The organism is Crossiella sp. S99.2 (assembly GCF_023094165.1).
Classification (GTDB): Bacteria; Actinomycetota; Actinomycetes; order Mycobacteriales; family Pseudonocardiaceae; genus Crossiella.
Genome location: NZ_JALMDK010000013.1, coordinates 41963 through 67367 on the forward strand (window position 1 = coordinate 41963; position 25405 = coordinate 67367).

Consider the following 25405-nt stretch of genomic DNA (forward strand, 5'->3'; position numbering starts at 1 on the left):
CCTGGTTGGACGCTGGAGACCTGATCACGGGCCGGTACCGGCTGACCGAGCCGATCGGCTCCGGTGGCATGGGCGTGGTGTGGCTGGCCGTGGACGAGCAGCACGGCGGACCGGTCGCGGTGAAGCGGGCTCGTGTGTCCGATGTGGACGGTGCGCGCGGGCGGCGGCGACTGCGTGGTGAGGCCGGGATCGTGGCCGGGCTGAAGCACCCCGGCATCGTGCGGTTCCTGGATGTCGTGGACGAGGGCGCGCAGCCTTGGCTGGTCATGGAATACGTGGCCGGGCCGGATCTCGGCGAGCTGATCGAGCGGGACGGTCCGTTGCCGCCGCACCGGGTGGCCGCGCTGGGCGCGCAGCTCGCGGCGGCGCTGGCGACGGTGCACGCGTTCGGCGTGGTGCACCGGGATGTCAAGCCGGGCAACGTGCTGGTGCCCGCGGACGGCCCGGCGCGGCTGACCGATTTCGGGATTTCCCGTGCGGTGAACGGGGATGCGACCCTCTCGCAGGCGGCGCTGGTCGCGGGCACCCCGGCCTACCTGGCGCCGGAGGTGGCCAACGGCGAGCAGGCCACGGCCGCCGCGGACCTGTTCTCCTTGGGCGCCACGCTGTTCGCGGCGGTGCAGGGATGTTCGCCGTTCGGGAACGCCGGGGACAATCCACTGGCGGTGTTGCGGCGCGCGGCGGCCGGAGCGGTGCCACCGGCGAACCGGGCCGGGCCGCTGCAGCCGGTACTGTCCGCGCTGCTGCAACGGGATCCGGCGGACCGGCCGGACGCGGGACAGGCCCGGCGGATGCTGGCCGCGGTGGCCGCGGACCGGGAACCTGGTGCGGCGCTGCCGGTTCGGCGCCGACTGGGCGCGCGGATCGGCGCGGTGGCCGGGGTGGTGGTGCTGATCAGCGGTCTGCCGGTGCTGATGGCCGCCTCGCCGCCACCCGCCGCGCCCGCGGCCGCCGCGGTGATCGGGGACGAGCACAGCGCGGATCCCTGTGCGCTGACCGACGCGGTGGCGCTGGCCAGGTTCGGCGCGACCGAGGTGGACACCGACTACGGCAGTTTCAACCGCTGCGATGTGATCGTGCGCCACGGCAGCGCCGGCGTGGTCGACGTCAAGTACGAACTGCGCCCCGCGCTCAAGGCGGACGGGCAGGTGCAGCAGGTCGGCCGGGTGCGGATCGTGCGCGAGCAGGGCGGCGGCGACCAGTGCCGCCGGGCCCTGCAATTGCCCGAGGCCACCACGGTCACCATCAACGCCAGGCACGACCGGGGCGAACGCGCCGACCTGTGCGCCATCGCCGACGTCGCCGCCACCAGGACCGCCGAAATCCTCGACCGCGCCCCGCTGGCCCGCCGCGGCACCCCGCCGGACCCGGCCTCGCTGGCCCGCCTCGACGCCTGCGCGCTGCTGCCGGCCGACGCGCTGCGCCGGGTGCCCGGCATCGACCCCGGCAAGGGGATGCGCGGCTTCGGCGGCTGGGAATGCCGTTGGCGCAGCACCACCGACCCGGTCACGGTGCTGCTCATCTTCGACCGGGACCAGCCGCCCAGCCCCGGCGAGGACGGGGTGCCGCACCAGGTCGGCGACCGGCGGTTCTTCCTGCGCCCGGACGGCTGGGGCCCGGAGAGCTGCCTGGCCCGGATCAGCCACCGGACCTACCCGGACCAGCACGGCCAGCAGGCCAGCGAGATCCTCGGCATCGCCCTGCTCGGCCGCACCGGGCACCAGCGGCTGTGCGCGCAGGCCACCGACCTCGCGCACACCGCCCTCGCCAGTCTGCCCTCGACATGACCCGCGCCGGGAAAGCCTTGCCGGACAAGCGATTGCCCGCCAGTCACGACAGCCTGGCCTTCGGCGTGCCGCCCTCGGCGCCGGGCACCATGTACGCCCTGGTCACCTCCGGCGGGCTGGCGGTGCCGCCGCGGGAAGGCCGCACCATCCTGTTCGGCCGCAACCGGCCCGAGGTGCACGTGTGCATCGGCGAGGACGACCGGCACATCAGCCGCCACCACGGCTGGCTGGTGCACCGGGACGAGCAGTGGTGGGTGGGCAACGCGGGCAGGCGGCCGATCCGGCTGCCCGAGTCCCGGCTGCTGTTCGCCGAGGAGGAACCGGTGCCGCTGACCGAGGGCTACACCCCGCTGTTCATCCGCGGTTCCGGCGGCCGGGAACACCTCCTGGAGCTGTACGTGGCCGGGCGGGACGGGCAGCGCCGCGGCGCCAGCCGGGACGAGGCCACCACCCCGCCGCGCACCTGGCGGCTCACCACGGCCGAACGGCTCGCGCTGACCGCGCTGGGTCAGCGCTATCTGCGGCACGAGGCAGGCGCGCAACCATTGTCCCGCCGCGAGGCCGCCGCCTGCCTGGACCGGCTGCGCCCGGACGAGGGCTGGACCTTCAAGCGGGTCGAGCACCTGCTGCTCGGCGTGCGCGGCCGGTTGTCCAGGGCCGGGGTGCCCGGACTGACCAGGGACGAGGTGGGCGAGCCGGTGGGCAACAGCCTCAACGACAACCTCTTCCGCGAACTCATGGTCTCCACCACCCTGGTCCCACCGGATCTGGACCGGCTGTACGAGGGGTAGCACCGCACTGCGGGACCCGTCCCGATTCGCGCTTCTAGCGTCGGAATCATGCGTGTCCACCGCGATCAGGATGAGGCGGAACGGCAGGTCCTGCTGGAGCTGTTGCGCGGCCGGGGCTGGCGGTTCTACCAGCTGTCCCGGCACGGGATGGGCGCGGTGCGGCACTCCCCCGCGCGGGCCGATGTGGTGGTGCTGCTGGAGGATCCGGCGCACGCGGCGGCCTATCGCACGATGCTGCCGGAGCCGGGCTGGGACGTGTTCGACCCGCGCGAGGTGAGCTGGTGCTTCACCGCCGGGCACCTGCCCACGCTGCGCGCCGCGCTCGCCGTGCTGACCGCCACCGGCGGCGCGGAGCAGGCCAGTTTCCCGGCCCCGCCGGAGATCCGCGGCCTGCTGAGCCGGTCATAGCGCGTGCAGGCCGCGCAGCACCCTGGCCATGAACTCCAGCGAGGGTGTCTCGGCGAACTCCCGGCTGGGACAGCTCAGCAGCAGGCCCAGGTCGAGCATGTCGGCCAGCAGCACCCTGGTCACCCCCAGCGGCAACCCGGTGCGGGCGGCCACCTCGGCCACCGACCGCGGCAGCCGGCACAGCTCCATGATCACCTCGTACTCGGGCGGCAGCAGCCAGCGTCTGCGCCGGGCCGAATTGTCCGCGCACAGCAAGGATTCCAGCAGCAGCTCGCAGTCCACACCGGTGCGCCCGCCGGTGCGGGTGTAGGGGCGGATCAGCGGAACCGGATCGGGCTCGGCGAGCAGCACCGCCGGTTCGACCGCGGTCATCAGGACCGCCGCGCGGGCACCGCGGCAGGCCGGTCCAGCTGCTCCAGCTCCTCGGCGAACTGGCGCAACGCCGCCGAGCAGTCCCTGGCCATCGCGGAAAGCACCGGTGCCCAGTACGCGGGCACGCTCTCCAGCAGCCCGGACCAGCCCGCCGGGGCGGCCAGGTTGGCCTCCACCCAGCGCAGCAGCTGCCGCCCGTTCTCGGTGAAGCGCAGGCTCGGGTCCCGGCGGATCTCGCGCAACGCCGCGACCGGGTCGTGCGGACCGTCGTCGCGCTGGTACCCACGCCGCGGTCGCGTGGCCCCCGGCACCGGAGGCCGGCCGGCGCGCAGCCGCTCCCGCACATCGCTGACCGTCTGCGGGGACACCCCGGCCAGTCCGGCGATCTCGCGCAGCGAGGCATCCGGCCGCACCCCGATCAACGCGGCGGCCTTGCGCCGGCCCGCGGCGGCGTCCACCGGGCGGGCCCGGCCGTCCAGGCCGACCCGGATCGGGGGCGCGGCGGGTCCGGGCTGCCAGACCTTGCGCAGTTTGGCCACCGTCTTGGCGGCCAGTCCGGCCGAGGTGGCCACCGCGCGGTCCGACCAGTCCGGATACAGGCCCATGATCCGCACTGCCGCGGCCTTGCGTTCGGCCAGGCTCAACGGCAGGCCGTGCGCCACATTCGCCCGCACCCCCAGCACGAACGCGGCCCGGTCGTCACCGTCGAAATAACGCACCTCGATGGTGCGTTCGCCGTTGAGCATCGCCGCCCGCAACCGGTGCGCGCCGTCGATCACCCGCATCGAGGGCCGGTGCACCAGGATCGGCGGCAGACCCGCCATTCCGGCGAGCACCTTGACGTGTTCCGGGTTCTCCCCGGAAACCCGGGGCGAACCGGCCAGATCCAGCTGGGAAACCGCGACGGTGACCGGAACCAGGTCCGGCGTCCAGGTCGCTACCGCACTGTTGTCCATGCCGCATCCACACTCCGACCGAGAAAGAAGAATTCGCGGCAACCGGATTCAAGAATTCCGATATGCCGGGCGCCTTGAATTGCGCGACCGAATACATGTTCTCGGTATGCACGGAGCCAAGTCAACAGCCATATCACGGTACATTAACTACCACTCTGCACCGGGGACTGGCGGAACTCGGTGGCGCTGCAGCCGTGCCGTTCGCGGAACCGGCGGGCGAAGTAGGACTGGCTGTTGAACCCGCACCGCTTGGCCACCGCGCCCACCGGCAGCCGGGTGCTGGAGAGCAGCATCGCGGCGTAGGCCAGCCGCCGCTGGTCCACGAACTCACTCGGCGTGCACTGGTAGTGCTTGTGCATCGACCTGGTCAGATGCCCGGCGCTGACCGAGGCCAGCGCGAGCAGGCCGGGCACCCCGGCGCGCAGGTGCTCCTCCGAGCTGAACAGCACGCACGCCTGGGTGAGCCAGTCCGGCACCGGGTGGAAGGCCCGGCTGCGCAACGCGCGTTCCAGCGGCGGCAGCGCCTCCACCCACAGTCGCACCAGGTCCATCGGCCGCGCCAGTTCGGCCTGCCCGGCCAGTACCCGGCGGAACGCGGCGGGCACGGTGCCGTCGCCGTAACGCAGGTTGACCTGCGGCGGCGGCCCGTCCAGCACCCAGCGCCCGGCCTCCAGCCCGGCCAGGTCGGCGAAGGCCCGCCAGGTGGGGTCCGGGAAGGAGACCAGCACCAGCGACAACACCTGGCCGTCGGCCGCGGCCAGGGTGTGCCGGACCCCGGCGCGCAGGAACAGCACATCGCCCTGTTCCAGCCGGGAAATGGTGTCGCCGGAACGCACCTGGCCAATCCCGCCGAAGACGTGCACCAGGTCGTGGCCGTGCTCGTCCTCCCTGTTCATCCGGGTGCGCCCGGCGCCGCCGAGTTCGACCACGGCGGCGGCATAGGACTTGCCAGGAGCGAGTTGCGTGCCGACCATGCCAGAAAAGTACAAGAAACGGCTTTCGTATTGCTAACCCCACCGCGGAAATGCGCCGCAAGCTGACCGTCCACACCCGAACGGATGATGGAGCGACCTTCTGATGACCTCGTTGTCCGGCCAGCGCAGGCGAGAACTCGGCGAACTGCTCCGCCGGGCGCGTGGCCGGATCCAGCCGCCCATCGCGGACCGGCCCGGCGGCCGGCGACGGCGCACGCCGGGGTTGCGCCGGGAGGAGGTCGCGCGGGCGGCCGGAGTGAGCACCACCTGGTACACCTGGCTGGAGCAGGGCCGGTCGATCACCGCCTCGGCCAGGGTGCTGGACGCGATCGCCACCGTGCTGGCGCTGAGCGATCTGGAACGGGCCTACCTGTTCCGGCTCGGCCGGGGCGAGGAGGCGCCGCTGTCGGCGGGCCGGGATCTGGCCTCGCCCGGCACGCTGGCCTTCCTGGACGCACTCGCCATCCCGGCCTACCTGGTGGACGACGTGTGGGTGTTGCAGGCCTACAACCGGCCCGCGGCAACGCTATTCGGCTTCGGCGAGCTGCCGGGTGACTCGACCAACCTGCTGGAGCTGATGCTCACCCGCCCGGCCGCGCGCAGCTACGTCGCGGACTGGCCGGAGGTCAGCCGGGCCATGGTGTGGCGGCTGCGGCTGGCCAGCTCGCTGCGGGCGGAGGAGCCCGCGGTGCGCGACCTGGTGGCCCGGCTGCGCGCGGTGAGTCCGGAGGTGAACGGCTGGTGGGAGAACGAGGAGCTGCCGCAGGCGCGAGAGGACGCGGTGCGGGTGCTCAACACCTGGGCGGGGGCGATCGCCTTCCGGACCGTGGTGCTGCGCGGTTTTGACAGCCCGCAGCTCATGCTGCACCTGTTCGCCCCGGTGCCGGACGGGGTCAGCGGACCGCGGCTGGAGCGGGCGCTGAGCGGCAAACCGGCGGTGGATGTCGACAGGACCGGTTAGCCCGCAGTACTTTCCCGCCTTCGACAGGCCGAAGGCGGGAGGCCGCGGTGCGATCCGAGCAGATACGCAAGGACCTGGGCAGGCTGTTGCGCGGTGCCCGGGACCGGCTGACCCCGGAGCAGTCCGCGGGCGGACCGGGCCGGCGGCGCACGCCGGGGCTGCGCCGGGAGGAGGTCGCGGCCGCGGCCGGGGTGAGCGCGGTCTGGTATGCCTGGCTGGAACAGGGCCGCCCGGTGACCGCCTCGGCCAGGGCGCTGCTGGCGCTGGCCAAGGCGTTGCTGCTCAGCGACGCCGAACGGGCCTACCTGCTGCGGCTGGGCCGGGGCACGGACGGGGCCGCGGTGCGTGGCGCCGAACTGCTCTCCCCGGCCACCCTGGCCTTCCTGGAAGCCTTGCCCGCACCGGCTTTTGTCGCCGACTACACCTGGGACCTGAAGTCCTACAACCGGTCCGCGGGCGCGGTGTTCGGTTTCCACTCGCTGCCCGAGCCCGCTGGCAACCTGCTCCGGGTGCTGCTGCTGGACCGGGGCGCTCAGCGGTACCTGCCGGACTGGCGGGAGATCGCCCGGTACATGGTCCGGGTGTTCCGGGCCGAGGCGCGGGCCCGCGGGCACGATCCGGTGGCCACCGCGCTGGTGACCGAACTGCGCGCGGCGAGCCCGGATTTCGCCGCCTGGTGGGCCGAACCGGATCCCGGGGCCGCGCACGCGCACCACTGGCGGGTGGCGCATCCGCAGGCCGGCCCGGTCTCCTTCCGGGTGGCCACCCTGCGCGGCTTCGACGGCCCGGACCTGACCATGACCATCTACACCCCGGACCACCGCGACGAAAGCGCCGCCCGCCTGTCCCGCATCCTGCGCGAACACGACACCCAGCCACACGGCTGCCCCGCCTGAACGCCGAGTTGGCCCAAGTCGTACGCCTGGTTTGCCCAAGTGGGCGTACCACTTGGGCCAACTCAACGGCGGATCGGTGGGGAGGGGCTGATCGCGATGCGGAGGTCTCGGGCGGCCAGGACTCGGAGGCGGTGGTCGACCAGTTCGCGGACCTCCGGCCATACGCCGGCCCGTTTCCACTCGCGCAGCCGGCGCCAGCAGGTGACTCCGGAGCAGCCGACGGCCTCGTTCGGCAGTGCCTTCCAGGGGATCCGCAGGCTGAGCACGTAGACGATCCCGGCCAGCACCGCCCGGTCGTCGATGGGGATGCGGCCGGGATTGCGGTCCCGGCGCAGCGGGCGTTCGGGCAGGCGCGGCTGGATCTGCTGCCACAGCTCGTCCGGCACCAGGGTGTGGATCACCTTGGAGCGGCTCAGCATGGTGACGCCGAGCCGGTGTTCCCTGGTGAGCAGGCAGGCGCCGGTGAGTTCCTCGTGCGGGCTCTTCAACGGCGGCAGCCAGCGCACCAGGCCGCACTGCCACACCACCGCGTGCGTGTGCACGGTGAAGGATTCCCTCAGGCCGCAGCGCGGGCAGGGGCCCGCCGACTTCCGCACCGTGTTGAGCTGCTCGCCGAGTCCGCGCATCAGACCATCCGCTCCCTGGGCCGTGACCGCGGCACAGCATGGCCAGGGATGGCTTGGGCGGCAAGGAAATCGTGTCCAGCCGGGGCCGGTCTGCGGTTGGACGGCTCAGCGCCGGTCCAGTTCCTCGGCGAAGCAGCGCAACGAGTCCGCGCACGCCCTGGCCATCCGGGCGACCAGCCGGGTGCTGCGCGCGGGCACGCCGGCCAGCAGGGCGGGCCAGTTCCGGGCGAAGGCCGCGCCAAAACCGAGCCAGCGCACCAGCACCCGGCCCTGGGCGGTGGCCGCCAGCTCGGCGTCTTCGCGCAGCGCGAGGTGATCGGCGGCCAGGTCGGCCGCAGCGGCCTCGGACCGCGCCGTCGGGGCGGCCCCGGCGCGCAGCCGGGCCACCGTTTCCGGGGCCAGGCCGACCGCGCTGGCGATGGCCTTGCTGGTCCACTGTGGACACAGGTGCAGGATGCGCTGGACCGCGTGCGTGCGCTCGGCCAGGTCCAGCGGCAGCCCGAGGCCGGAGTTCGCCTTGACCCCCAACAGGAACGCGGTCTCCTCATCGCCGTCGAAGAACTGCACCCTGATCCGGGTGTCCCCGTTGCGCACGGCCGCGTGCAGCCGGTGCACGCCGTCGATCACCGTCATCGTCTGCCGGTGCACCAGAATCGGTGGCAGCGAACGGAATTCGGCCAGCAGCCGGGAATGGCCGGGATGCTCGCCGGAGCGGCGCGGGGAGCCGGTGGTGCGCAGCAGCGCGATGTCCACCAGCACCGGCGCGGTGCTCACCCCCTTGCTCCGCCGTCTGCCGTCGGTGGGCTGCGCCATCGGGGCTCACGCTCCTGTCGCTGATCGGATCGCCGCACGGAGCACCCTGGTGACACGACGGTCATGCTCTCCGCCGTGGCGCACCTGAGCCAAATTGTCCGGCGCGGACCCGCTTCGCCCTGGCACTGCTACAGTCCACCCAAGTAAGGGTCACCTAACTTCCTGGGGGCAGGATGAGCATCGCGCGGTTGCCGGACGGCCGGGAGCTGTACTACGAGCGGGTGGCCGGCCCGGCCGGATCGGGGGCCCCGACCGTGGTCTTCGAGTCGGGGCTGGCCGCCTCCCGCTCGTTCTGGGGCCTGGTACAGCCCGCGGTGGCCGCCTTCGCCGACTCGGTCTGCTACGACCGCTCCGGACTGGGCCGCAGCCCGGCCAGCTCCGGCCCACGGCACGCCGCGCAGCTGGCGGCGGATCTCGGCGGACTGCTGGATCACCTGGGCCAGGGGCCGTTCGTGCTGGTCGGGCACAGCTGGGGCGGGCCGATCGTGCGGCTGGCCGCGGCGGCCGAACCGGCCCGGATCGCCGGAGTGGTGCTGGTGGACGCCACCGACGAGCTGTGCGAGCTGTTGTTCACCGAGCAGGTGCGCAAGGCCGAGCGGATCGGCCAGGCGCTGACCAAGTGGCTGGTCCGATTCCGGCTGCTCGGCCTGGCTTACCGCCGACCCACCGCCGCCCTCCCGCCGGTGCCCCGGGCGGACATCCGGCGGGAAGGCTTCACCATGGCGGTGGTGCGGACCCGGGCCGCCGAACTGGCCTCGGTGCCCACGGACCTGGTGGCCCTGCGGGACGATCCGCCTGTCCTGCATGGCATCCCGGTCACCACGATCTCCGGCGCGCTGGACTCCCCCGGCATGCCGCGCGGCACCCGGGCCGCCGCCACCGAATCACACCGGCGGCGGGCACTGGTCTCCACCGACGGACGGCATGTGCTGGCCCCGAAATCCGGGCACCTGGTGCCGCTCACCGACGCCGAACTGATCGCGGCGGAGATCCAGCGGATGATCACCGGCCGCAGCTCCTGAAGGCCCTCAGGAACTGCGGCCGGGCAGCCCGCTCACCGGAGCGGGCCGTCGGTTCACCTCGGGGGTGATATCCGGTGTGGACAGTGCCCAGCTGGCGATCTCGTCCTTGCGCGGGAACTTCACCCCGGGGTGGCGGCGGGCATAGGCGAGGAGATCGCCAGCCGGGCCCCGCCCGGCCAGAACCGCTCGGCGCCCGCGGCGGCGGGGGCGGCCGAGGCGGCGGGTCCGAGCGCGCCGCCGAGCACGGCCCCGCCCAGTGCCGCGCCACCCAGGGCTGCCCCGCCCCGCAGCACCGTGCGCCGGTTCACGAACTTCCGCACTGTTCCACCTCCGAGGGTGCCGTGTCCCCCAGCCTGGTCCGGCGCACTGGTATCTGTCCAAGTCCAAAATCCGTATATTTCCCATAGACAACGCCTATGCCTCTGGAGTGGTCCCGTGCGCCTGCGTCAGCTGGAGTACTTCCTGGCAGTGGTCGCCGAGGGGTCGATCACCGCGGCCGCGGCCAGCCTGCTGGTCGCCCAGCCCTCGCTGTCCAGCCAGATCACCGCGCTGGAGCAGGAGGTCGGCGCGCCGCTGCTGGAGCGGCTGCCGCGCGGGGTGCGGCTGACCCCGGCCGGCCGGGCCTTCCTGGCGGAGGCGAGCACCGCGGTGCTGGCGGCCGGGCGGGCGGGCAAGGCGGCCCGCAACGTGCGGGACGGGCTGGCCGGTGAGCTGGAGGTGGCCACCGTGGGGTCCATGGCGGTGGGGGTGCTGCCGCCCTCGATCGAGGCCTGGCACCGGCGCCGGCCCGCGGCGAGTCTGCGCCTGATCGAGTACCGGCACGCCGAGCTGCTCGAGCAGGATGTGGCCGGTGGGGTCGGTGATCTCGCGTTCGGGCCGCGGCCGCGGCGGGAGTTCCCGATCATGGTGGACATCTCGGTGGAGGAGTTCGTGATCGTGCTGCCGCCGCACGATCCCCTGGCCGCGGAAACGCGGATCGACGTGTCCTGGCTGGCCGAGCGGCGCTGGGTGCTCTTCGCCGCCGACCACGGCCTGTCCGAGGTGGTCACCGCGGTGTGCGCCCGCGCCGGCTTCTGCCCGGCCGCGGCGGTGCACACCGCCCAGGTGGAGGCCGCCGCCCGGCTGGCCGCGGCCGGGCTGGGACCGGCGCTGGTGCCGGACAACGTGGTGCCGCCGGGCCTGCGCGCGACCGTGCGCCCGCTGGCCGAACCGGAGCTGCGGGAGCTGGTCGCCTACGCCAGGGCGCCGCTGGGCCCGCTCGCCGAGTCCTATGTGGACGCGTTGACCCGCACAGCGAACCGGCCCAGGCGACGCTGATCCGGGCTCAGCCGATCGCGGACAGCTCGGCGTAGTCCACATCGGACAGTTCGATCTCCCCGGCGGCCAGGTTCTCCCGCAGGTGCGCCACCGAGGAGGTGCCCGGGATCAGCAGGATCGCGGGCGAGCGGCGCAGCAGCCAGGCCAGCGCCACCTGCCGCGCGCTCGCGCCCACCCGCGCGGCCACCTGGTCGAGCACCTGGGACTGCAACGGGGAGAAGCCGCCGAGCGGGAAGAACGGCACGTAGGCGATACCCAGTTCGGCGCACCGGTCGACGAGCGGATCGTCCACCCGGTGCGCGATGTTGTACTGGTTCTGCACGCACACCACCGGCGCGATCGCGCGCGCCTCCTCCAGCTGTTCCGGGGTCACGCTGCTCACGCCGAGGTGCCGGATCAGGCCCTTCTCCTGGAGTTGCGCGACCGCGGTGAAGGGTTCGGCGATCGAGCCAGGCACCGGTCCGGCCGAGGCGCCCACCCGCAGGTTGACCACGTCGAGCACGTCCACGCCCAGGTTGCGCAGGTTGTCGTGCACCTGCGCGACCAGGTCGGCCGGTTCCCGATTCATGATCCAGGACTTGTCCGCGCCGCGCCGGGCACCGACCTTGGTCACGATCCGCAGCGTCTCCGGGTACGGGTGCAGGGCCTCGCGGATGACCTGGTTGACCGTGTGCGGGCCGTAGAAGTCGCTGGTGTCGATGTGCGTGACGCCCAGCCGCACCGCCTCGCGCAGCACCGCGACGGCCTCGGCGGGGTCGCTCGGCGGCCCCCACACACCGGGACCGGCCAGCTGCATCGCGCCGTAGCCGAGGCGGCTCAGCGTCAGGTCCTCCGCCAGGGTGAGGTGACCGCCGGAAATCGCCTGGGACATGCTTTTCCTCTCCATCATGCTGCTACGAGGTGGCTGTGCCGCTACGCGGTGACCGCGCGTTCGGCCGCACTGCGCAGCACGCAGAACTCGTTGCCCTCCGGATCGGCCAGCACTGCCCAGCCGGTGCCGTCGGGTTCCCGCATATCGGTGACCATGGTCGCGCCGATGCCCAGCAACCGCTCGACTTCCTCATCCCGCGGGATGAGTGGCTCCAGGCACACGTGCACCCGGTTCTTGATCGTCTTGGGCTCGGCGACCTGCTGAAAATACAGGTCCGGACCCTCGGGCATGGACACCCAGACCTCCGTTTCGTCCGGCCCGTCCTCCGACCGCACCGGATTCCCGGTGACCTGGCTCCAGAACCCGGCCAGCGCGAAGAGGTCGGCACAGTCGAAGTTGACGTTGCGCAGCACGGAGGCCATGTCGTGTCCTTCCCCAGCCCGGACGTGATCGACAGGGACGGTAACCGCAGCGGGGCGGAGCCGCCAACCGTCAGCGGCGGACGTCGGCGGTGGGGCCGAAGGCGGTGAGGAAACGGTCCCGGAAGGCGTCCATCGGCCACACCGGCGCGCCGGGCGCGGGTTTGAGGCCCTCGGTCCAGCCCCAGCCCGCGGTGCGCTCGAACACGGCGGGGTCCTTGGCCACGATGGTGATCGGCACGTCGCGGGTGTTGTTGGCGCCGGTGAGCAACTGGGCGGGCTGGTGGTCGCCGAGGAAGACCAGCACCAGGTTCGGGTCGCCGTGCGTGCGCAGGTAGGAGATCAGCGAGCGGAGCGAGTACTCGATGGCGTGCCCGTAGTCGGCGCGGACCTGGGCCGGACTGCGGTCCTGGGCGCCGGGCGGGGCGGTGTAGACCGAGCCGTCGCCGAGGCCGTTCCAGTCCAGCAGTTCGGGCGTGGGTGTCCAGGGCGCGTGGCTGGTGACCAGGGGAATGGTGGCCATCACCGGCGGCCGGTTGGCGGGTGCGCGTTCGGCGCGCTGGAAGGCGGCCAGGGTGAACTGGTCGGGGGTGGTGGCGTAGCCGAAGCGCGGGCCGCGGTAGCCGAGGTCGGCGGCGGCGTGGATGCGCTGGTAGTCGAAGAAGGCGCCTTCGGGCCAGGCCCGGGTGATCCCGGGGACCACGCCGACCGAACTCCAGCTGGCCCGGCGGAAGGCGCCGTTGAGGGTGAGCCGTTCGCTGGCGACCAGGGTGCGGTAGCGCTGTTCGTTGTCGATCCACAGTCCGGACAGCAGGGTGGCCTGGGCCAGCCAGCTGCCGCCGCCCGCGGTCGGCGAGGTGAGGAATCCGCTGCGCGCGGCGAATCCGGCCGCGCCGAGTTCCCTGGTTCCGTTGTCCAGCACCGCGCCGACCCCGGCCTGGTCGAGGGCGTCCCGGCCGTAGCTCTCCACGAAGGCGAGCACCACGTCCTTGCCGCGCAGGGCGGTGAGCAGTTCGGGGCCGGGGGTGTCCCGGAACGGGTCGACCGCGGCGGCCGCGGCGAAGGCATCCTGGTCGTGCAGGCCGGCCTGAACCCGGCGGGCGTGCTCGTACACCACCGCGCCGGTGGTGGCGGTGGCCACCGGCAGGGTGGCGGTGACCGCGAGCACGGCGAGCACCGCGACGGCCTGGATGGCGGGCCGGCGACGGCGGGCGAGCGCTTCGGTGAGGCGCAGGGTGGCACGGGCGGTGAGGAAGAGCGCGGCCAGCACCAGCAGTCCGGCCAGCGCGATCGCGGCCAGGGTGGCGGGGTGGCCGAGGGTGACTTCCAGGTAGTCCACGGCCGGCCCGAACAGCGGCCAGTCCAGCAGCAGGTCGAACGGGCGGTAGAGCACCGCGTCGAAGCCGAGGTCGAGGAATTTGACCACGGTGAGCAGGCCGAGTGCCACACCGCCGAGCAGCGCGGTGACCCGGCGGGCCTTGCCGGGCAGGAAAAGCAGCAGCAGAAGGACCAGCAGGCCCTCGGCCGGGAGCCGGAGGAAGGCGGCCGGGGTGAGCCGGTCGACGTCGTTGGGCAGCACCAGGCCGAACAGCACGAGCAGCGCGGCCAGTGCGGTCACCAGATGCGCCAGGACGCGGCGGCCAGTGCCCCGACCGTCCACAGTCGACCGTGCCGGCATCGTCGGGTCCTTCCGTCCGGGTGCGCTGTCTGGGTAGACGTGGGCGAGCCCCGGCCGGTTCACGGGTAGCGTGTCCCTGGTGACCCGTCCGCAGGTGTTGCTCAGCGTCGCCGTCAGCGTTGACGGCTACATCGATGACGTGAGCGCGCAACGGTTTCCGCTGTCCAACGCGGCGGACTTCGACCGCGTGGACCAGTTGCGCGCCGAGTCCGACGCCATTCTGATCGGCGCCGCCACGGTGCGGGCCGACAACCCCCGGCTGCTGGTCAACTGCGCCGACCGGCGGGCCACCCGGATCGCCGCCGGACTGCCGGAGTATCCGGTGAAGGTCACCGTGACCGGCGGCGGCGACCTCGACCCGGAGCTGAAGTTCTGGCACTGCGGGGGTCAGAAGCTAGTCTATACAACGGATTCCGGACTGCCGGTCGCCACCGCGCGAGTGGGCGGACTGGCCGAGATCATCGCCCTCGGGGGCAGTGTCGACCTCGGCGGCTTGCTGGACGACCTTGGCGCGCGCGGGATCGGGCGGCTCATGGTCGAGGGCGGCGGCAGCATCCACACCGCGTTCCTGGCCCAGGGCCTGGCCGATGAGGTCCGGATGGCGATCGCCCCCATGCTCATCGGTCAGGCCGCCGCGCCGCGGTTCGTGAACCCGGCCGAGTTCCCGGGTGGTCCCGCGCGGCGGTTCCACCTGGCCGAGGTCAGCCGGCTTGGGGACGTCGCGGTGCTGCGTTACCTGCCAAAGTCGTCCGGGCCAGGCTGAGCGCGCCGGTGATGTCCTGCCGCCGGAAGATCGCGATCACCGCGGCCGCCGCGAGCAGCATCGCAGGCAACTGTGCGCCGCCGAGGTCGTTGAGCAGGAACACCTCGGTGGCCACCGCGCCGGCCATCACGCCGACCAGGCCGAGTGCGGCCAGACCGCCCAGGCGCGGGATCAGCAGGCCGATCGCGCCCGCGGCCTCCAGCACGGCGGTGAGGTAGCGCAGCCACTGACCGAGGCCGATCTTGTCGAACTTGCCGGCCAGACCCGGTCCGAACAACAGGTAGGCGCTGTAGAGGAAGTAGGCGGCCAGCAGCACCCGCAGCACCCAGAGTGCGACGGTGCCGATGACCCGGACGACGGATGCCGGTTCAGCCATGGCGGGATCCTTCCACCGAAACGGGCGCGTGTCGCCACAGCCAGGCGATATCGCGACCAAAGGACCACAGCAGCGTGACCAGCGCGAGGCCGACCAGCACCACCGTGAACGGGATGACCTCGGCGGTGGCGGCGACGAGGATGACGCCCTGGGCCGCCGCGACGGCCTTGCGGGCGAAGCTGTGCGGCAGCGCGCCGCGCAACCAGGCCAGCCCCCAGGAGGCGGCCACGAACAGGTAGCGGGCCGCGCCGATCACCAGCACCCACGGGCCCAGGTCCAGGGCCACGTGCACGCTGAGCACCAGGATCAGGAAGGCGTCGACCTCCATGTCGAACCTGGCCCCGAACGGCGAGCTGGTGCCGGTGCGGCGGGCCACCTGTCCGTCCACACAGTCCAGTGCCAGCGCGATCGCGGCCAGCGCGACCAGCAACGCGGTCTGCTCGGTCCGCTCGGCCACCAGCGCGGTGACCACGCCGACCAGCGTGCCCCTGGCCAGGGTGACCCGATCGGCTGGTCCCAGCGCGGTCCCGGCCCGCCGCAGCGCGTGGCTCACCAGGACGAAGGTGCCGATGGCGTAGGCAAATCCGGTGAACCAGCCCACCGGACCGATGCCGACCAGACCGCCGATCAGGGCGAGCACCAGGACTTGGACGCTGGCCCAGGCCGCCTGCTCGGAGACGGCGGGCGTCGTGGTGTGCTGAAGTGTGGTCATCGGTCCCTCACCGTCGTCCGCGTTCCCGGAGGTTCCATAGGTGAAACGTTCAGCAAGGGCACTTTGGGTCATCGCGAACGGAAAATGTGACCTGCGTCCGATCTCTGTACCCGATCGGGCGGACGGCGAGGTTCTCGTACGCACGCTGTACTCAGGTGTCAGCCGCGGCACCGAGACCTTGGTGCTGCGGGGCGGGGTGCCGCCGAACCAGCACGCGGTGATGCGCGCGCCGTTCCAGGAGGGCGAGTTCCCCTGGCCGGTGAAGTACGGCTACCTCAACGTGGGCGTGGTCGAGGCGGGGACGCCGGAACTGCTGGGGCGCACGGTGTTCTGCCTCTATCCACATCAGACGCACTACGTGGTCCCGGCCACCGCGGTCACCCCGGTGCCGGAGGCTGTCCCGGCCGCTCGGGCGGTGCTGGCCGGAACCGTGGAGACCGCGGTGAACGCGCTCTGGGACGCCCCGCCACTGCTCGGCGACCGGATCGCGGTGGTCGGCGGCGGCATGATCGGCTGCTCGGTGGCCGCGCTGCTGGCCCGGTTTCCTGGGGTGCGGGTGGAACTCGTGGACACCGACCCCAGCCGCGCGGCCATCGCCGCGGCGCTCGGCGTCGGCTTCGCCAGTCCGGAGACCGCGCAGCGGGACTGTGACCGGGTTTTCCACGCCAGCGCGGCCGAGGCCGGGCTCGCGCTCGCCCTCGATCTGCTCGCGCCGGCGGGCGAGGTCATCGAGCTGAGCTGGTACGGCGATCGGCGGATCAGCCTGGCGCTGGGCGAGAACTTCCACTCCCGGCGGCTGCGGATCCGGGCCAGTCAGGTCGGCACCGTGGCCCGTCCGGACCGTAGTTACGCCCAGCGGCTGGCGCTGTCCCTTGACCTGCTCGCCGACCCGGTGTTCGACGCGCTGATCACCGGCGAGAGCCCGTTCGAGCAGCTGCCCGAGGTGCTGGCCGGGCTGGCCGACGGCTCGATTCCCGCGCTCTGCCACCGGATTGCCTACCATGCTGCCGACTGAGACCACAGTGGACACTCGCGAGCGCGGCGCGACCGTGGCGCTGCTTCCCGTTGGCAGCCACGAACAACACGGCCCGCACCTGCCGCTGAGCACCGACACGCTGATCGCCTGCGCCATCGCGCGGGAGATCGCCGCCGCCTACCCGGTGCGGCTGCTGCCGCCGATCACCATCTCCTGCTCGCACGAGCACGCGGCCTGGCCGGGCACGGTGAGCATCAGCGCCCGCACGCTGTACGCGGTGGTCACCGACATCGCCGAGTCGCTGCGCCGCTCCGGCGTGCCGAATCTGGTGCTGGTCAACGCGCACGGCGGCAACTACGTGCTGTCCAACATCGTCCAGGAGGCAACGGGAATGGCGCTGTTCCCCGGTTCCGCGGACTGGACCACCGCCCGGAATCAGGCCGGTGTCGAGACTTCCGCCCGCAGCGACATGCACGCGGGCGAGCTGGAGACCTCGATCCTGTTGCACACCAACCCGGAAGTGCTGCGGCCGGGCTGGGAGACCAGTGACCATCTCGCCGACGAACGTCCGCACCTGCTGACGCTCGGCCTGGCCGCCTACACCGAATCCGGCGTGGTCGGCCGGCCCTCGCTGGCCTCAGCTGGCAAGGGCGCCGAGCTGCTGGCGGGGCTGGTCGACTCGTTCGCGCACACCCTCGCGGTGCTTGGCCGGTGACCACAGCACCAGCGCACCGGGCAGCGCGGCGATCAGGGCCAGCACCCCGTACACCACGCCGGTGGTCAGACCCTGCGCCGCGCCCAGTCCGGCCGCGCCGAAGGCCACCGCCAGGAACGCCTCCCTCGGCCCGAACCCACCCACGTTGACCGGCAACGCCATCACCAGCAACGCCAGCACGAACACCGGCGCCAGCACCCCCAGCGAGGCGGTGGCCCCGGCGGCCCTGGCCGCCACCACGAACAACAGCACGTGCCCGCCGAGTGCGACCGCGGACAGCACCGCCACCTTCAGCAGACTGCCGCTCGCCAGTAGCTGCCGGGCGTCAGTCAGCGTGGCGGCCAGTTCCCGGCGCACCGCGGGCACCCGGCGCAGCACCAGCACGAGCGCCACCGCGGCCCCGGCCAGCACCAGGCCGAGCACGCCGGGACTGGGCACCAGGTCGAGGGCGGGCATGGTCCCGGTGAGCAGCACAGCGAGCCCGACGGCGATCAGCACCACCTGCCCGGCGAACCGCTCGAACACCACCGCCCGCACGCCGCGGCCCAGATCACCGGACTCGCGGCCGTGGCTGACCGCCCGGTGCACATCGCCGAGCACCCCGGCGGGCAGCACCGCGTTGAGCAGCAGCCCCCGGTAGTAGTCGGCAACCGCCTTGCCCAGGGTCAGCGGCAGCCCGAGTCCGCGGGCCACCAGCTGCCAGCGGCCCGCGCTGGCCAGGGTGGTCAGCAGCCCGATGGCCAGCGCGGCCAGCACCGAGGTGAGCGTGATCGAGCGCAGCCCGTCCAGGAACGCGCCGGTGCCCAGCCGCCAGCCCAGCGCGACCAGGATGCCCAGCCCGGCGAGCAGCCGCAGCCACGGCCACAGCGCGCGCATCAGTCCGCCCCCGGCAGCGCTAGCTGGTCAACGTGGTGGACCTCGGCCCGGAAGCCCTCGGTGAGCCTGCGCCGCAGGTACCCGGGAGCCACCGCGGCCAGCTCCGGTTCCTGTTCGACGGCCGCGCCCACCCAGCCGTGCAGCCATTCGTTGCTCAGCTCGGGCAGTTCCGGGCCGAGCAGCCAGGTGCTGGGCCCGGTGTGCACCCGGTAGCCGAGCCGCTCAAAGGCTGCGGTGGTCGCCGCGGGCGCGTCCGGACCGAGCAACGCCCGGCCGTGCGTGGTGCGGCGCTGGTGGTCGTTGAAGGCCGACTCGAACCTGGCGTCGAGTGGATCGGCCGGATCGAGCACGATCCGCCCGGCGATGGAGAGGGTGAGCAAGGCTGGCACACCGGCTTCTACGATGGCCGCGGCCAATCCGTTCACCTCCTCGACGGTGAACAGGTCGAGGAGCGCGGAGGCGGTCACCAGATCGGCCCCGGCCAGGTCGGCGGCGCGCAGGTCGGCCAGGTCGCCCAGCCGGGTTTCCACGGTGCGGTTCGCGCTGGTCAGGTTGGCCTCGGCGAGGGCGAGCAGCCTCGGGTCGTAGTCGTGCAGGATCCAGTGCTGCGGACCGTCCAGGCGGCCGGACAGCCAGCGGCACTGCGATCCGGTGCCACAGCCCAGGTCCCGGATGACCAGCGGGGTCCGGGCGGGCAGCGCCGCGCGCAGCGGGTCCAGGAGTTCGGTGGCGCGGGCGTGCGCGTCGGCCGGTTCCCGCAGGGCCAGCCATTCCGGGGCGTAGGTCATGCGCGCACAGTAGCCAGCACCTGCGCCAGTTCCCGGGCCGCTTCGTCCCAGGTGGACAGCACGCCGCGCCGGCGGCGGGCGGAAACCCGCAGGTCACGCCGCAGGTCTTCGTCGGTGAGCCAGCGGCGCAACGCGGCGGCCAGCGCGGTCACGTCCCCGGGTGGCACCAGCAGTCCGCCGTCGCCGAGGGCCTCGGGCACGCCGCTGCCCGAGGTGGCCAGCACCGGGATGCCGCGGGAGAGGGCCTCGGTGACGACCATGCCGTAGGTCTCGGCCCGGGAGGGCAGCACGAGCAGGTCGGCGGCGGCGTACTGGCGTTCCAGGGGCATGCCGGTGCGCGGGCCGAGCAGCCGGATCCGCTCGCCCAGCCCGTGCCGCTCGATCAGGTCCCGGACCAGGCGCAACTGGCCGGGGTCGCGCAGTGGTCCGACGCAGGCGCACTGCCAGGGCAGGTCGCCGACCTCGGCGAGGGCCTGGACGAGCAGGTCATGGCCCTTGCGCGGGGTCAGCGAGGCCACGCACAGCAGCTGGGAGCGACCGTCGGTGCCGGGGGCGATCGGCGCCGGATCCACCCCGGGCGGCACGGTGTGCACCCGGTCCGGGTCCAGGCCGTGCCGCTGCACCAGCCGCCAGGCCGCCCAGGCGCTGGTGGCCACCACGGCGCGGGCCAGGTGCAGGCTGTCCCGCTCGGCCACGTCCAGGGCGGCCGCCAGGGCCGGGTCCAGGCCGGTTTCGTCTGCCAGCGGCAGGTGCACCAGCACCACCAGGTTCAGCCGCGCCGCCTCGGGCCGCAGCAACTCGGGCACTCCACAGGCGACCAGCCCGTCGAAGAGCACCACCGAGCCGTCCGGGCAGGCCGCCAGCGCGGCGGCCAGTCCGTGCCGGGCCGCCAGGTCAGGCTGTGGCCAGGCCCCGGGCACCCGGATCTCGCGCATCCCCGCGCCCGCGGCGGACAGGGCCTGGCTGACCCGGCGGTCGTAGACGTTGCCGCCGCTGGGGGCGGCGCGGTCGTCGACGTCGCCGGGCAGCACGAACCAGACGGTCACAGCGGACGTTCGTAACTCGCCCAGGCCACATGCGACTCGTGCAGGGTGACCTCGATCTTGGCCAGCCCGCGGGCGCCCTCGCCCAGCGCGCCGGCGTGCACGGCCTCGGCGAGCAGGTCGGCGATGTGCTTGGCCAGGAACTCGGTCGAGGTGTTGATCCCGGCGAATTCGGGTACGTCGTCCAGGTTCCGGTAGTTGAAACCGGCCAGCACCTCGCCGAGCTTCTGGGTGGCCAGTCCGATGTCGACGACGATGTTGTCCGAATCAAGCTCGCTCCGGCTGAACCGGGCGTCGACCACGAACGTAGCTCCGTGCAGGCGTTGCGCCGGACCGAAGACCTCGCCTCGGAAACTGTGCGCGACCATGACGTGATCACGGACGGTAATGCTGAACAGGGTGACCTCCAGCGGAGAACGGGTAACGGTGCAACCTCCGGCCGAGCGTAGAACAACGTCAGGCCGGACTGGGGTGAGGAGAGGCCGGATGTACACGGAAGCCTTCAGCGATACCGACGTCGCGGAGTCCGACCTGGTCACGCGCAGGGGCACGTTCCGGGCCATCGCGTTCTGGGCGGACGGCCACGAGCACATGGCCCTGGTCTACGGCCACGCGCGGGACCGGGAGAACGTGCTGGTGCGCATGCACTCGGAGTGCCTGACCGGCGACATCCTGGGCGCCATGCGCTGCGAATGCGGCGAACAGCTCAACAGCGCCCTGGACGCCATCGTGCGTGAGGGCAGCGGCGTGCTGGTCTACCTGCGCGGCCACGAGGGCCGGGGCATCGGCCTGGTCGCCAAGGTCCGCACGCACGTGCTCCAGGACGAACTCGGACTGGACACAGTGGACTCGGCGACCGAACTCGGCCTGCCCATCGACACCAGGGACTACGGCCCCGCCGCCAAGGTCCTCCGCCACCTCCGGGTCCGCTCGGTCCGCCTGCTGTCCAACAACCCGGACAAGTTCGAGGCCCTGGAAGCCCACGGCATCCCCGTGGTAGCCCGAGTCCCCCTGGTCATGCCCGCCAATCCGCACAACATCGGCTACCTCACCGCCAAACGCGACCGCCTCGGCCACGACCTCCCGCAGGTGGAGGTCTTCAGTGAATCCCACTGAGATGTCCCCCACTGGGGGACACCCGGGGAAACGCCGCAGCTCATCCCAGGTCCACCCGCCACACCTGCGATCCTGGACCGCGTGGACGTGCTGACTTACGCGAGAGTGCTGGAGGTGTGCGCGCGCCTGGCGGGCCGCCTGTCCGACGACACCCTGGACGCCATCCGCACGCACCACCACGCCGGCGAACCCGACCTCGCCGACGCGACCCTGTTGCTCACCCTGGCCTACCACGAGGTCGGCATCACCGAGGAGGAGCGCGACCTGATCCGCTCCGCCCTCCCCGACCCGGACAGCCCAGACCTGGCAGCCGTCCCCGCCCTGGCGACCATCCCCGCCCCGCGTCACCGCTTCACCCCCACCGCCCCCGCCGCGGCCCCCGACCCAGCCCTGGCCGACACCCTGCTCGCCGCCGAAGCAGCCCAGCACCACGCCGTCGAGCTGGGCCGCACCTGGCGAGAGCCCTTGCCCGGCGTCCGGGGTCCGGGCACGTGGGTTTACCTACTGCGAGCAACCCCCGCCACGGACCCACTCCACGCCTACGTCGGCCTGTCCTCGCAGCTATGGCTCGTCCTACGCGAAACCTGGCCCCTGGAGGTGCTCGTCGAAGGCATCCCCAACCCGCCATACCAGTCAGCGGCCCTGGCAGCCACAACCCGCGTCTGGACCAACCCAACCGCAGCCGACTAGCCCCACCCACAACGGCCAACACTCCGGGTGCGGGTTTCACCCCTCCGCGCGTGTTGGCCGTTGTCGTACACCACGTTGGCGGAACCGCTTTTGGCACCCATATCGTTACCTGCGACGACACGTCGGAGCAGCGCCCAAAGCGCCGCTGACGTGGCTCTAACAGGGGGCTGACGGGGTAGGGCGGCAACGGCACAGTAGTGGGCATCCTGGGCCCGCCGCGCTGCGGCGGAGGGGGTAGGGCACCGACGGCAAGTCATGGCAGGTCCCGTGGAGGTTCTGAGGCGGTTGCCGATTCAGAACACGCGGGTCGTTCTCAATCCTACCTGCCTCATGCCTCATGCCTCATGCCTCGGGCAGCCAGCAGCAACGTGCCGTCCGCATGCAGCGGACGTGGATCAGTGCGGGTCCGTGCGTAGCCTTCGCTGTGATCATGGCCGGTATGCTGGAAAGTATGTCTGGCTATCTTCAAGTAACGACTGTCGCCGACTCCGCAGACACAGCAGCGAGTCTGGCTCGATCTGCGGTCGCTGCACGATTGGCGGCTAGTGCTCAAGTAGTTGGGCCTGTTACTTCCGTATTTTGGCATCTCAATGAACTAGGAGAGAGCCAGGAATGGAAGGTTGAGTTCAAGACTACCTTGGCAACCTATGAAGCACTCCAGCGGCATCTGCTTTCTGAGCACCCTTGGGAAAATCCTGAGATTACGGCCGTTGAGATCACGAAGGGCACCGACCGCTACTTTGATTGGCTGGATCGAACAATCGGCCATCAAGGTTAAGTGCGCAGCTTCTCAAAGAGTTGAACCACAGGACCCGAATCCTTGTAGATTCGGAGCTTCTGCAACGTCTTGTTGATTCGATTCATGGGACGAACAGAACCGACACCTTGTGCCAAAGTCATAGATTTCTGCACCACAGAAACCGCGCGCTCGATTTCCTGAGCATCAATAAGTGCATCAGCTAGCGATGTCATGTACAGAGCCTTGTCGCGAGCATGCGTGTCGTCAACGCGCCCTAGGGCATTCTCCAAGACAGAGACTGCCCTCAAAGGCTTCCGCAGCTCAGCCCAGCACCTTCCGGCCATGATGTCGATCTCGTTCTCGTCTACCCAGAAAACCCAATCTGGTTCCGGGCGACTGTCTTGATGATGCAAGGATGCCTTGGCTTTTTCGAGTGATTCTTCGGTGGCTTGAAAGTCACCAGCTGAGGCATGTGTCCATGCTTTTCGCTCAAGCAATAGAGCCTTCACTCTCGGGGTGGCGTCCCCTTTTGCGGCCGAGAACGAAGCCTCCGAAAGTTCGACATTAGGCTTGGAGATGCTAATTTCTTGATAAGCAAGAAAGGCAAGAGCGTTGCCCGCAAGTGCCCCATTCTCTACCTGCTTCGCGGCGCGCAAACTGTCATCATAGTGCCGCTTTGCCTCTATGTGCATTCCGGCGTCAAACGCTGCCCATCCGGCAAGTTGAGCTTGTTCGGCAATGACTTCGACAAGTTTTGCATGAACGGCTGGAGTGCAGCTAGCACTACGCACGTAATCAACTGTTGAAGCCAGTTCGGTCGCGTAGAGATTGTAGGTATCGCGGCCACCTAGATAGTTGTCCAAGCGACGCATGCGAGCAGTCCGGTCAAGCAAGTGACGACAATCGCGCTCTTCGGCCCTGAGTGAAGGCGGGGGCCACATCGGCGTGGCCATGTTCAACACTACGCCGCCCGCCATTCCCATAAACTCACGCCTGTCCACGTCGGCATCCCTATCATCTTCGAGAAGCAGTGCTTCCAAAACAGTCAGGGAAACTTTCAATAGACTAGCTAGCCTGGGTCTCCGATAGGCTAGGGGCTCGGCTTCTCCAGACTCCCAGCGGCGCACGGTGGCACGATCCACCTTCATTGCCACAGCCAGTGCTTCCTGCGTGAACCCGGCAGCCTTGCGCGCCCTGATGAACTTCGCGCGTCGTACATCCATTTGGGTGACCTCCTGGCGCTTTGTTCATCTGACGTGCTGACGCATATGTCCACAGTCTACCCCATGCAAGCACCACGAACGCACCAACAGTGCGCCATTTCCGCACTGTTACCTCGGGTTTCCTCTCTGTAGAAAGTTGTAGCACGAATTCATGACAGACAGAGAGTGTAGCCGCAGCGAAGACCCTTGATCCGGAACCCAGTAGAGAACTTGTTCCAGACATCGAGGATAGGCAGGGATGGGTGCGGTCCGCCATCTCCAGACTGCGTATGTGCTCTCGCTTCGTATAGAGGGCGCGTAGATCGCGCCGGGGAGGCGACTCCTATGGGAGAGTCCGAGGTCCAGCAAAGGTCAGAAATCCGAAGAGCCACGGAGCTGACGTGCGCTCGGGGTGTTGCGCATTTCGTGACCGCCACTGCACTAGCTGACGGACTGGCCGGAGAACACGGCGACTTTGTGGGGCTCTGCGGCCATTCTTTCCATGCGGCAGCCATGATCACACCTCCCGGCGTGCTGTGCGCGGAATGCAATGCTGTGCGGACCTTGCGCAATGTGGTCACCTCCACCGCGACTGGACGCCACGCCCGACAGTCCTTGCTTCATCGGTGTGCCAGATTTTTGCGGCGTCGTCTGTTCTTGCAGCCCGAGGACTTTGATCCCTATCTCCCGGTCAGGTTCATCTCCGGAAATCGCAAGGGGCGAGAATGAGCGCCGCCGAGTGGGATCGGGATCAGAATGAGCGGCGAGCGGCATGAACATTCAGGCTTCTGATCCCGTTGTCCATGTCGGCGTAGTGGTGTCCGCCGAGACGCCAGTTGGCATGCCGATCGTGCACGTGGCCACGATTCCAAAGGAGATTTACCACTCGCAAAGGGGCGGTCTTCTCCCGGAACGCGTCGCGCTCTGCTGCTCCAGAAACCTCGCTCGCGCATGCGTCGAAATGGTCACAGTCGAGGCCACCTCGGTCATGTGCCATGAATGCGTGCTCGCAGTTCCGGAAGAACACTGGGACTGCCTGCCCGTGGCCTACCGCGACAAGACTTTTCGCATCACTGTGGCCCGGATGGCTAACGAAGCTTGCGGCACTGACCACTACAAGGCGCTCTGGCTGTTTCGGCAGTCCCTGGCCCAGCCGGTGCGAGGTGACAACGGTGGGGACAAGTGAATACCCGACCGGGCAACTCGTCAGCCTCCGGGGCAGCGAGTATGACGGGAGGTCTCATCGGGTCATCGTGTTCGGCTCCGACAAGCGAGGAAGTCAGATTCTCACTGGATGCTACCTGTACCGCTGCACTACCAAAGTCGATAAGGGCTCGCGCCCCGACGCGGCAGCATGCCTGGACTGTAAGCGGCGACTGCAATATTTCCTTCCCCCGCCCGAGTGCTCTCCGTTAGTATTGAACGGTACGAATGGCTAGCGTAGGTTCGGATTATATAGATGGGCTCTACGTGTAGGTACTAGCCGGGTACTAGGTGCCAGCTAGGCAGCTATTGCAC

The 25405-nt window shown here is 70.7% G+C and carries 30 protein-coding genes; 14 read left to right on the forward strand and 16 right to left on the reverse strand.

Translation table 11 applies throughout. From position 1 onward, the window contains the following. Positions 1 to 5: 5 nt before the first annotated feature. The 3 genes from MZC64_RS36930 to MZC64_RS36940 are packed head-to-tail and all read left to right on the forward strand — an operon-like array spanning position 6 to position 2986. Positions 6 to 1787 carry a serine/threonine-protein kinase gene (locus MZC64_RS36930; protein WP_247764315.1) on the forward strand — a complete coding sequence of 594 codons (1782 nt, stop codon included), beginning with the start codon at positions 6 to 8 and terminating at the stop codon, positions 1785 to 1787. Then, positions 1784 to 2578, forward strand: a complete 795-nt coding sequence (locus tag MZC64_RS36935; protein ID WP_247764316.1) for an FHA domain-containing protein — start codon at positions 1784 to 1786, stop codon at positions 2576 to 2578. Before MZC64_RS36930 ends, MZC64_RS36935 begins: the two co-directional genes overlap by 4 nt. Before the next feature lie 48 nt (positions 2579 to 2626). Next, a complete protein-coding gene (locus MZC64_RS36940) occupies positions 2627 to 2986 on the forward strand; it encodes a hypothetical protein (protein ID WP_247764317.1) in 360 nt (119 codons plus the stop codon). Here the strand turns inward: MZC64_RS36940 and MZC64_RS36945 are convergent. From MZC64_RS36945 to MZC64_RS36955, 3 genes are all read right to left on the reverse strand, one after another. Beyond that, a complete protein-coding gene (locus MZC64_RS36945; protein ID WP_247764318.1) occupies positions 2981 to 3358 on the reverse strand; it encodes a DUF742 domain-containing protein in 378 nt (125 codons plus the stop codon). The two genes, MZC64_RS36940 and MZC64_RS36945, sit on opposite strands and share 6 nt — an antisense overlap. Further along, positions 3358 to 4314 carry a ParB N-terminal domain-containing protein gene (locus tag MZC64_RS36950; RefSeq protein ID WP_247764319.1) on the reverse strand — a complete coding sequence of 319 codons (957 nt, stop codon included), beginning with the start codon at positions 4312 to 4314 and terminating at the stop codon, positions 3358 to 3360. Before MZC64_RS36950 ends, MZC64_RS36945 begins: the two co-directional genes overlap by 1 nt. Before the next feature lie 143 nt (positions 4315 to 4457). After that, a complete protein-coding gene (locus MZC64_RS36955; RefSeq protein ID WP_247764320.1) occupies positions 4458 to 5288 on the reverse strand; it encodes an AraC family transcriptional regulator in 831 nt (276 codons plus the stop codon). Between the two features lie 103 nt (positions 5289 to 5391). Here MZC64_RS36955 and MZC64_RS36960 point away from each other — a divergent pair, with 103 nt between their 5' ends. Then, positions 5392 to 6249: a helix-turn-helix transcriptional regulator gene (locus MZC64_RS36960; RefSeq protein WP_247764321.1), complete on the forward strand. Its 858-nt coding sequence runs from the start codon at positions 5392 to 5394 to the stop codon at positions 6247 to 6249. Positions 6250 to 6296: 47 nt separating this feature from the next. Next, positions 6297 to 7145 (forward strand): helix-turn-helix domain-containing protein, encoded by an 849-nt coding sequence (locus MZC64_RS36965; protein WP_247764322.1) that lies wholly within the window; start codon positions 6297 to 6299, stop codon positions 7143 to 7145. Positions 7146 to 7207: 62 nt separating this feature from the next. Here MZC64_RS36965 and MZC64_RS49200 read toward each other — a convergent pair whose 3' ends face one another. Further along, positions 7208 to 7771 carry a transposase gene (locus tag MZC64_RS49200; protein WP_374205832.1) on the reverse strand — a complete coding sequence of 188 codons (564 nt, stop codon included), beginning with the start codon at positions 7769 to 7771 and terminating at the stop codon, positions 7208 to 7210. A 105-nt stretch (positions 7772 to 7876) separates the two neighbouring features. Beyond that, positions 7877 to 8584, reverse strand: coding sequence for a ParB/RepB/Spo0J family partition protein (locus tag MZC64_RS36975; protein WP_247764323.1), 708 nt, complete (start codon positions 8582 to 8584; stop codon positions 7877 to 7879). Positions 8585 to 8757: 173 nt separating this feature from the next. On the opposite strand from MZC64_RS36975, the gene MZC64_RS36980 reads away from it, so the two are divergent. Continuing rightward, positions 8758 to 9606, forward strand: a complete 849-nt coding sequence (locus tag MZC64_RS36980; RefSeq protein ID WP_247764324.1) for an alpha/beta fold hydrolase — start codon at positions 8758 to 8760, stop codon at positions 9604 to 9606. Positions 9607 to 9725: 119 nt separating this feature from the next. Here the strand turns inward: MZC64_RS36980 and MZC64_RS36985 are convergent, their stop codons facing one another. Then, a complete protein-coding gene (locus MZC64_RS36985) occupies positions 9726 to 9926 on the reverse strand; it encodes a hypothetical protein (protein ID WP_247764325.1) in 201 nt (66 codons plus the stop codon). Between the two features lie 115 nt (positions 9927 to 10041). Here MZC64_RS36985 and MZC64_RS36990 point away from each other — a divergent pair, with 115 nt between their 5' ends. Beyond that, on the forward strand, positions 10042 to 10923 hold the full coding sequence (locus MZC64_RS36990) for a LysR family transcriptional regulator (protein WP_247764326.1): 882 nt from the start codon (positions 10042 to 10044) through the stop codon (positions 10921 to 10923). A gap of 7 nt (positions 10924 to 10930) precedes the next feature. Here the strand turns inward: MZC64_RS36990 and MZC64_RS36995 are convergent, their stop codons facing one another. The 3 genes from MZC64_RS36995 to MZC64_RS37005 all read right to left on the reverse strand — a co-directional run bounded on the left by MZC64_RS36995 (position 10931) and on the right by MZC64_RS37005 (position 13891). After that, positions 10931 to 11794, reverse strand: a complete 864-nt coding sequence (locus MZC64_RS36995; RefSeq protein WP_247764327.1) for an oxidoreductase — start codon at positions 11792 to 11794, stop codon at positions 10931 to 10933. A gap of 41 nt (positions 11795 to 11835) precedes the next feature. Beyond that, positions 11836 to 12216, reverse strand: a complete 381-nt coding sequence (locus MZC64_RS37000; RefSeq protein ID WP_247764328.1) for a VOC family protein — start codon at positions 12214 to 12216, stop codon at positions 11836 to 11838. A gap of 70 nt (positions 12217 to 12286) precedes the next feature. Next, positions 12287 to 13891: a sulfatase gene (locus tag MZC64_RS37005; RefSeq protein ID WP_247764329.1), complete on the reverse strand. Its 1605-nt coding sequence runs from the start codon at positions 13889 to 13891 to the stop codon at positions 12287 to 12289. Positions 13892 to 13970: 79 nt separating this feature from the next. On the opposite strand from MZC64_RS37005, the gene MZC64_RS37010 reads away from it, so the two are divergent. After that, the gene (locus MZC64_RS37010) at positions 13971 to 14654 is read left to right on the forward strand and encodes a dihydrofolate reductase family protein (protein WP_247764330.1); all 684 of its coding nucleotides are present in this window, start codon (positions 13971 to 13973) and stop codon (positions 14652 to 14654) included. Here the strand turns inward: MZC64_RS37010 and MZC64_RS37015 are convergent. Together MZC64_RS37015 and MZC64_RS37020 are read right to left on the reverse strand one after the other, a co-directional pair. Continuing rightward, on the reverse strand, positions 14593 to 15030 hold the full coding sequence (locus MZC64_RS37015; RefSeq protein WP_247764331.1) for a DoxX family protein: 438 nt from the start codon (positions 15028 to 15030) through the stop codon (positions 14593 to 14595). The two genes, MZC64_RS37010 and MZC64_RS37015, sit on opposite strands and share 62 nt — an antisense overlap. Continuing rightward, positions 15023 to 15742, reverse strand: coding sequence for a CDP-alcohol phosphatidyltransferase family protein (locus MZC64_RS37020; RefSeq protein ID WP_247764332.1), 720 nt, complete (start codon positions 15740 to 15742; stop codon positions 15023 to 15025). Before MZC64_RS37020 ends, MZC64_RS37015 begins: the two co-directional genes overlap by 8 nt. 40 nt (positions 15743 to 15782) lie before the next feature. Here MZC64_RS37020 and MZC64_RS37025 point away from each other — a divergent pair, with 40 nt between their 5' ends. Together MZC64_RS37025 and MZC64_RS37030 are read left to right on the forward strand one after the other, a co-directional pair. Then, positions 15783 to 16757 (forward strand): zinc-binding alcohol dehydrogenase, encoded by a 975-nt coding sequence (locus MZC64_RS37025; RefSeq protein ID WP_374205835.1) that lies wholly within the window; start codon positions 15783 to 15785, stop codon positions 16755 to 16757. Next, positions 16744 to 17433: a creatininase family protein gene (locus MZC64_RS37030; protein WP_247764333.1), complete on the forward strand. Its 690-nt coding sequence runs from the start codon at positions 16744 to 16746 to the stop codon at positions 17431 to 17433. The genes MZC64_RS37025 and MZC64_RS37030 overlap by 14 nt, the downstream gene beginning before the upstream one ends. Here MZC64_RS37030 and MZC64_RS37035 read toward each other — a convergent pair. From MZC64_RS37035 to MZC64_RS37050, 4 genes are read right to left on the reverse strand one after another with little or no spacing between them, the layout of a single operon-like run. Further along, positions 17356 to 18309, reverse strand: coding sequence for a lysylphosphatidylglycerol synthase transmembrane domain-containing protein (locus MZC64_RS37035; RefSeq protein WP_247764334.1), 954 nt, complete (start codon positions 18307 to 18309; stop codon positions 17356 to 17358). The two genes, MZC64_RS37030 and MZC64_RS37035, sit on opposite strands and share 78 nt — an antisense overlap. Next, positions 18309 to 19097 (reverse strand): class I SAM-dependent methyltransferase, encoded by a 789-nt coding sequence (locus tag MZC64_RS37040; protein WP_247764335.1) that lies wholly within the window; start codon positions 19095 to 19097, stop codon positions 18309 to 18311. Before MZC64_RS37040 ends, MZC64_RS37035 begins: the two co-directional genes overlap by 1 nt. After that, positions 19094 to 20143, reverse strand: coding sequence for a glycosyltransferase family 4 protein (locus tag MZC64_RS37045; RefSeq protein WP_247764336.1), 1050 nt, complete (start codon positions 20141 to 20143; stop codon positions 19094 to 19096). Before MZC64_RS37045 ends, MZC64_RS37040 begins: the two co-directional genes overlap by 4 nt. Further along, on the reverse strand, positions 20140 to 20538 hold the full coding sequence (locus MZC64_RS37050) for a 6-carboxytetrahydropterin synthase (protein ID WP_247764502.1): 399 nt from the start codon (positions 20536 to 20538) through the stop codon (positions 20140 to 20142). Before MZC64_RS37050 ends, MZC64_RS37045 begins: the two co-directional genes overlap by 4 nt. 88 nt (positions 20539 to 20626) lie before the next feature. On the opposite strand from MZC64_RS37050, the gene MZC64_RS37055 reads away from it, so the two are divergent. The 3 genes from MZC64_RS37055 to cutA all read left to right on the forward strand — a co-directional run bounded on the left by MZC64_RS37055 (position 20627) and on the right by cutA (position 22724). Further along, positions 20627 to 21256, forward strand: coding sequence for a GTP cyclohydrolase II (locus tag MZC64_RS37055; protein WP_247764337.1), 630 nt, complete (start codon positions 20627 to 20629; stop codon positions 21254 to 21256). A gap of 81 nt (positions 21257 to 21337) precedes the next feature. Further along, complete coding sequence (locus MZC64_RS37060; protein ID WP_247764338.1) at positions 21338 to 21946, forward strand: hypothetical protein; 609 nt, start codon at positions 21338 to 21340, stop codon at positions 21944 to 21946. Between the two features lie 430 nt (positions 21947 to 22376). After that, positions 22377 to 22724, forward strand: a complete 348-nt coding sequence (cutA, locus tag MZC64_RS37065; RefSeq protein WP_247764339.1) for a divalent-cation tolerance protein CutA — start codon at positions 22377 to 22379, stop codon at positions 22722 to 22724. Here the strand turns inward: cutA and MZC64_RS37070 are convergent. Next, positions 22721 to 23908, reverse strand: a complete 1188-nt coding sequence (locus MZC64_RS37070) for a helix-turn-helix transcriptional regulator (RefSeq protein ID WP_247764340.1) — start codon at positions 23906 to 23908, stop codon at positions 22721 to 22723. The two genes, cutA and MZC64_RS37070, sit on opposite strands and share 4 nt — an antisense overlap. A 751-nt stretch (positions 23909 to 24659) precedes the next feature. On the opposite strand from MZC64_RS37070, the gene MZC64_RS37075 reads away from it, so the two are divergent. Continuing rightward, positions 24660 to 25073, forward strand: a complete 414-nt coding sequence (locus MZC64_RS37075) for a hypothetical protein (protein ID WP_247764341.1) — start codon at positions 24660 to 24662, stop codon at positions 25071 to 25073. The last annotated feature ends 332 nt before the right edge of the window (positions 25074 to 25405 follow it).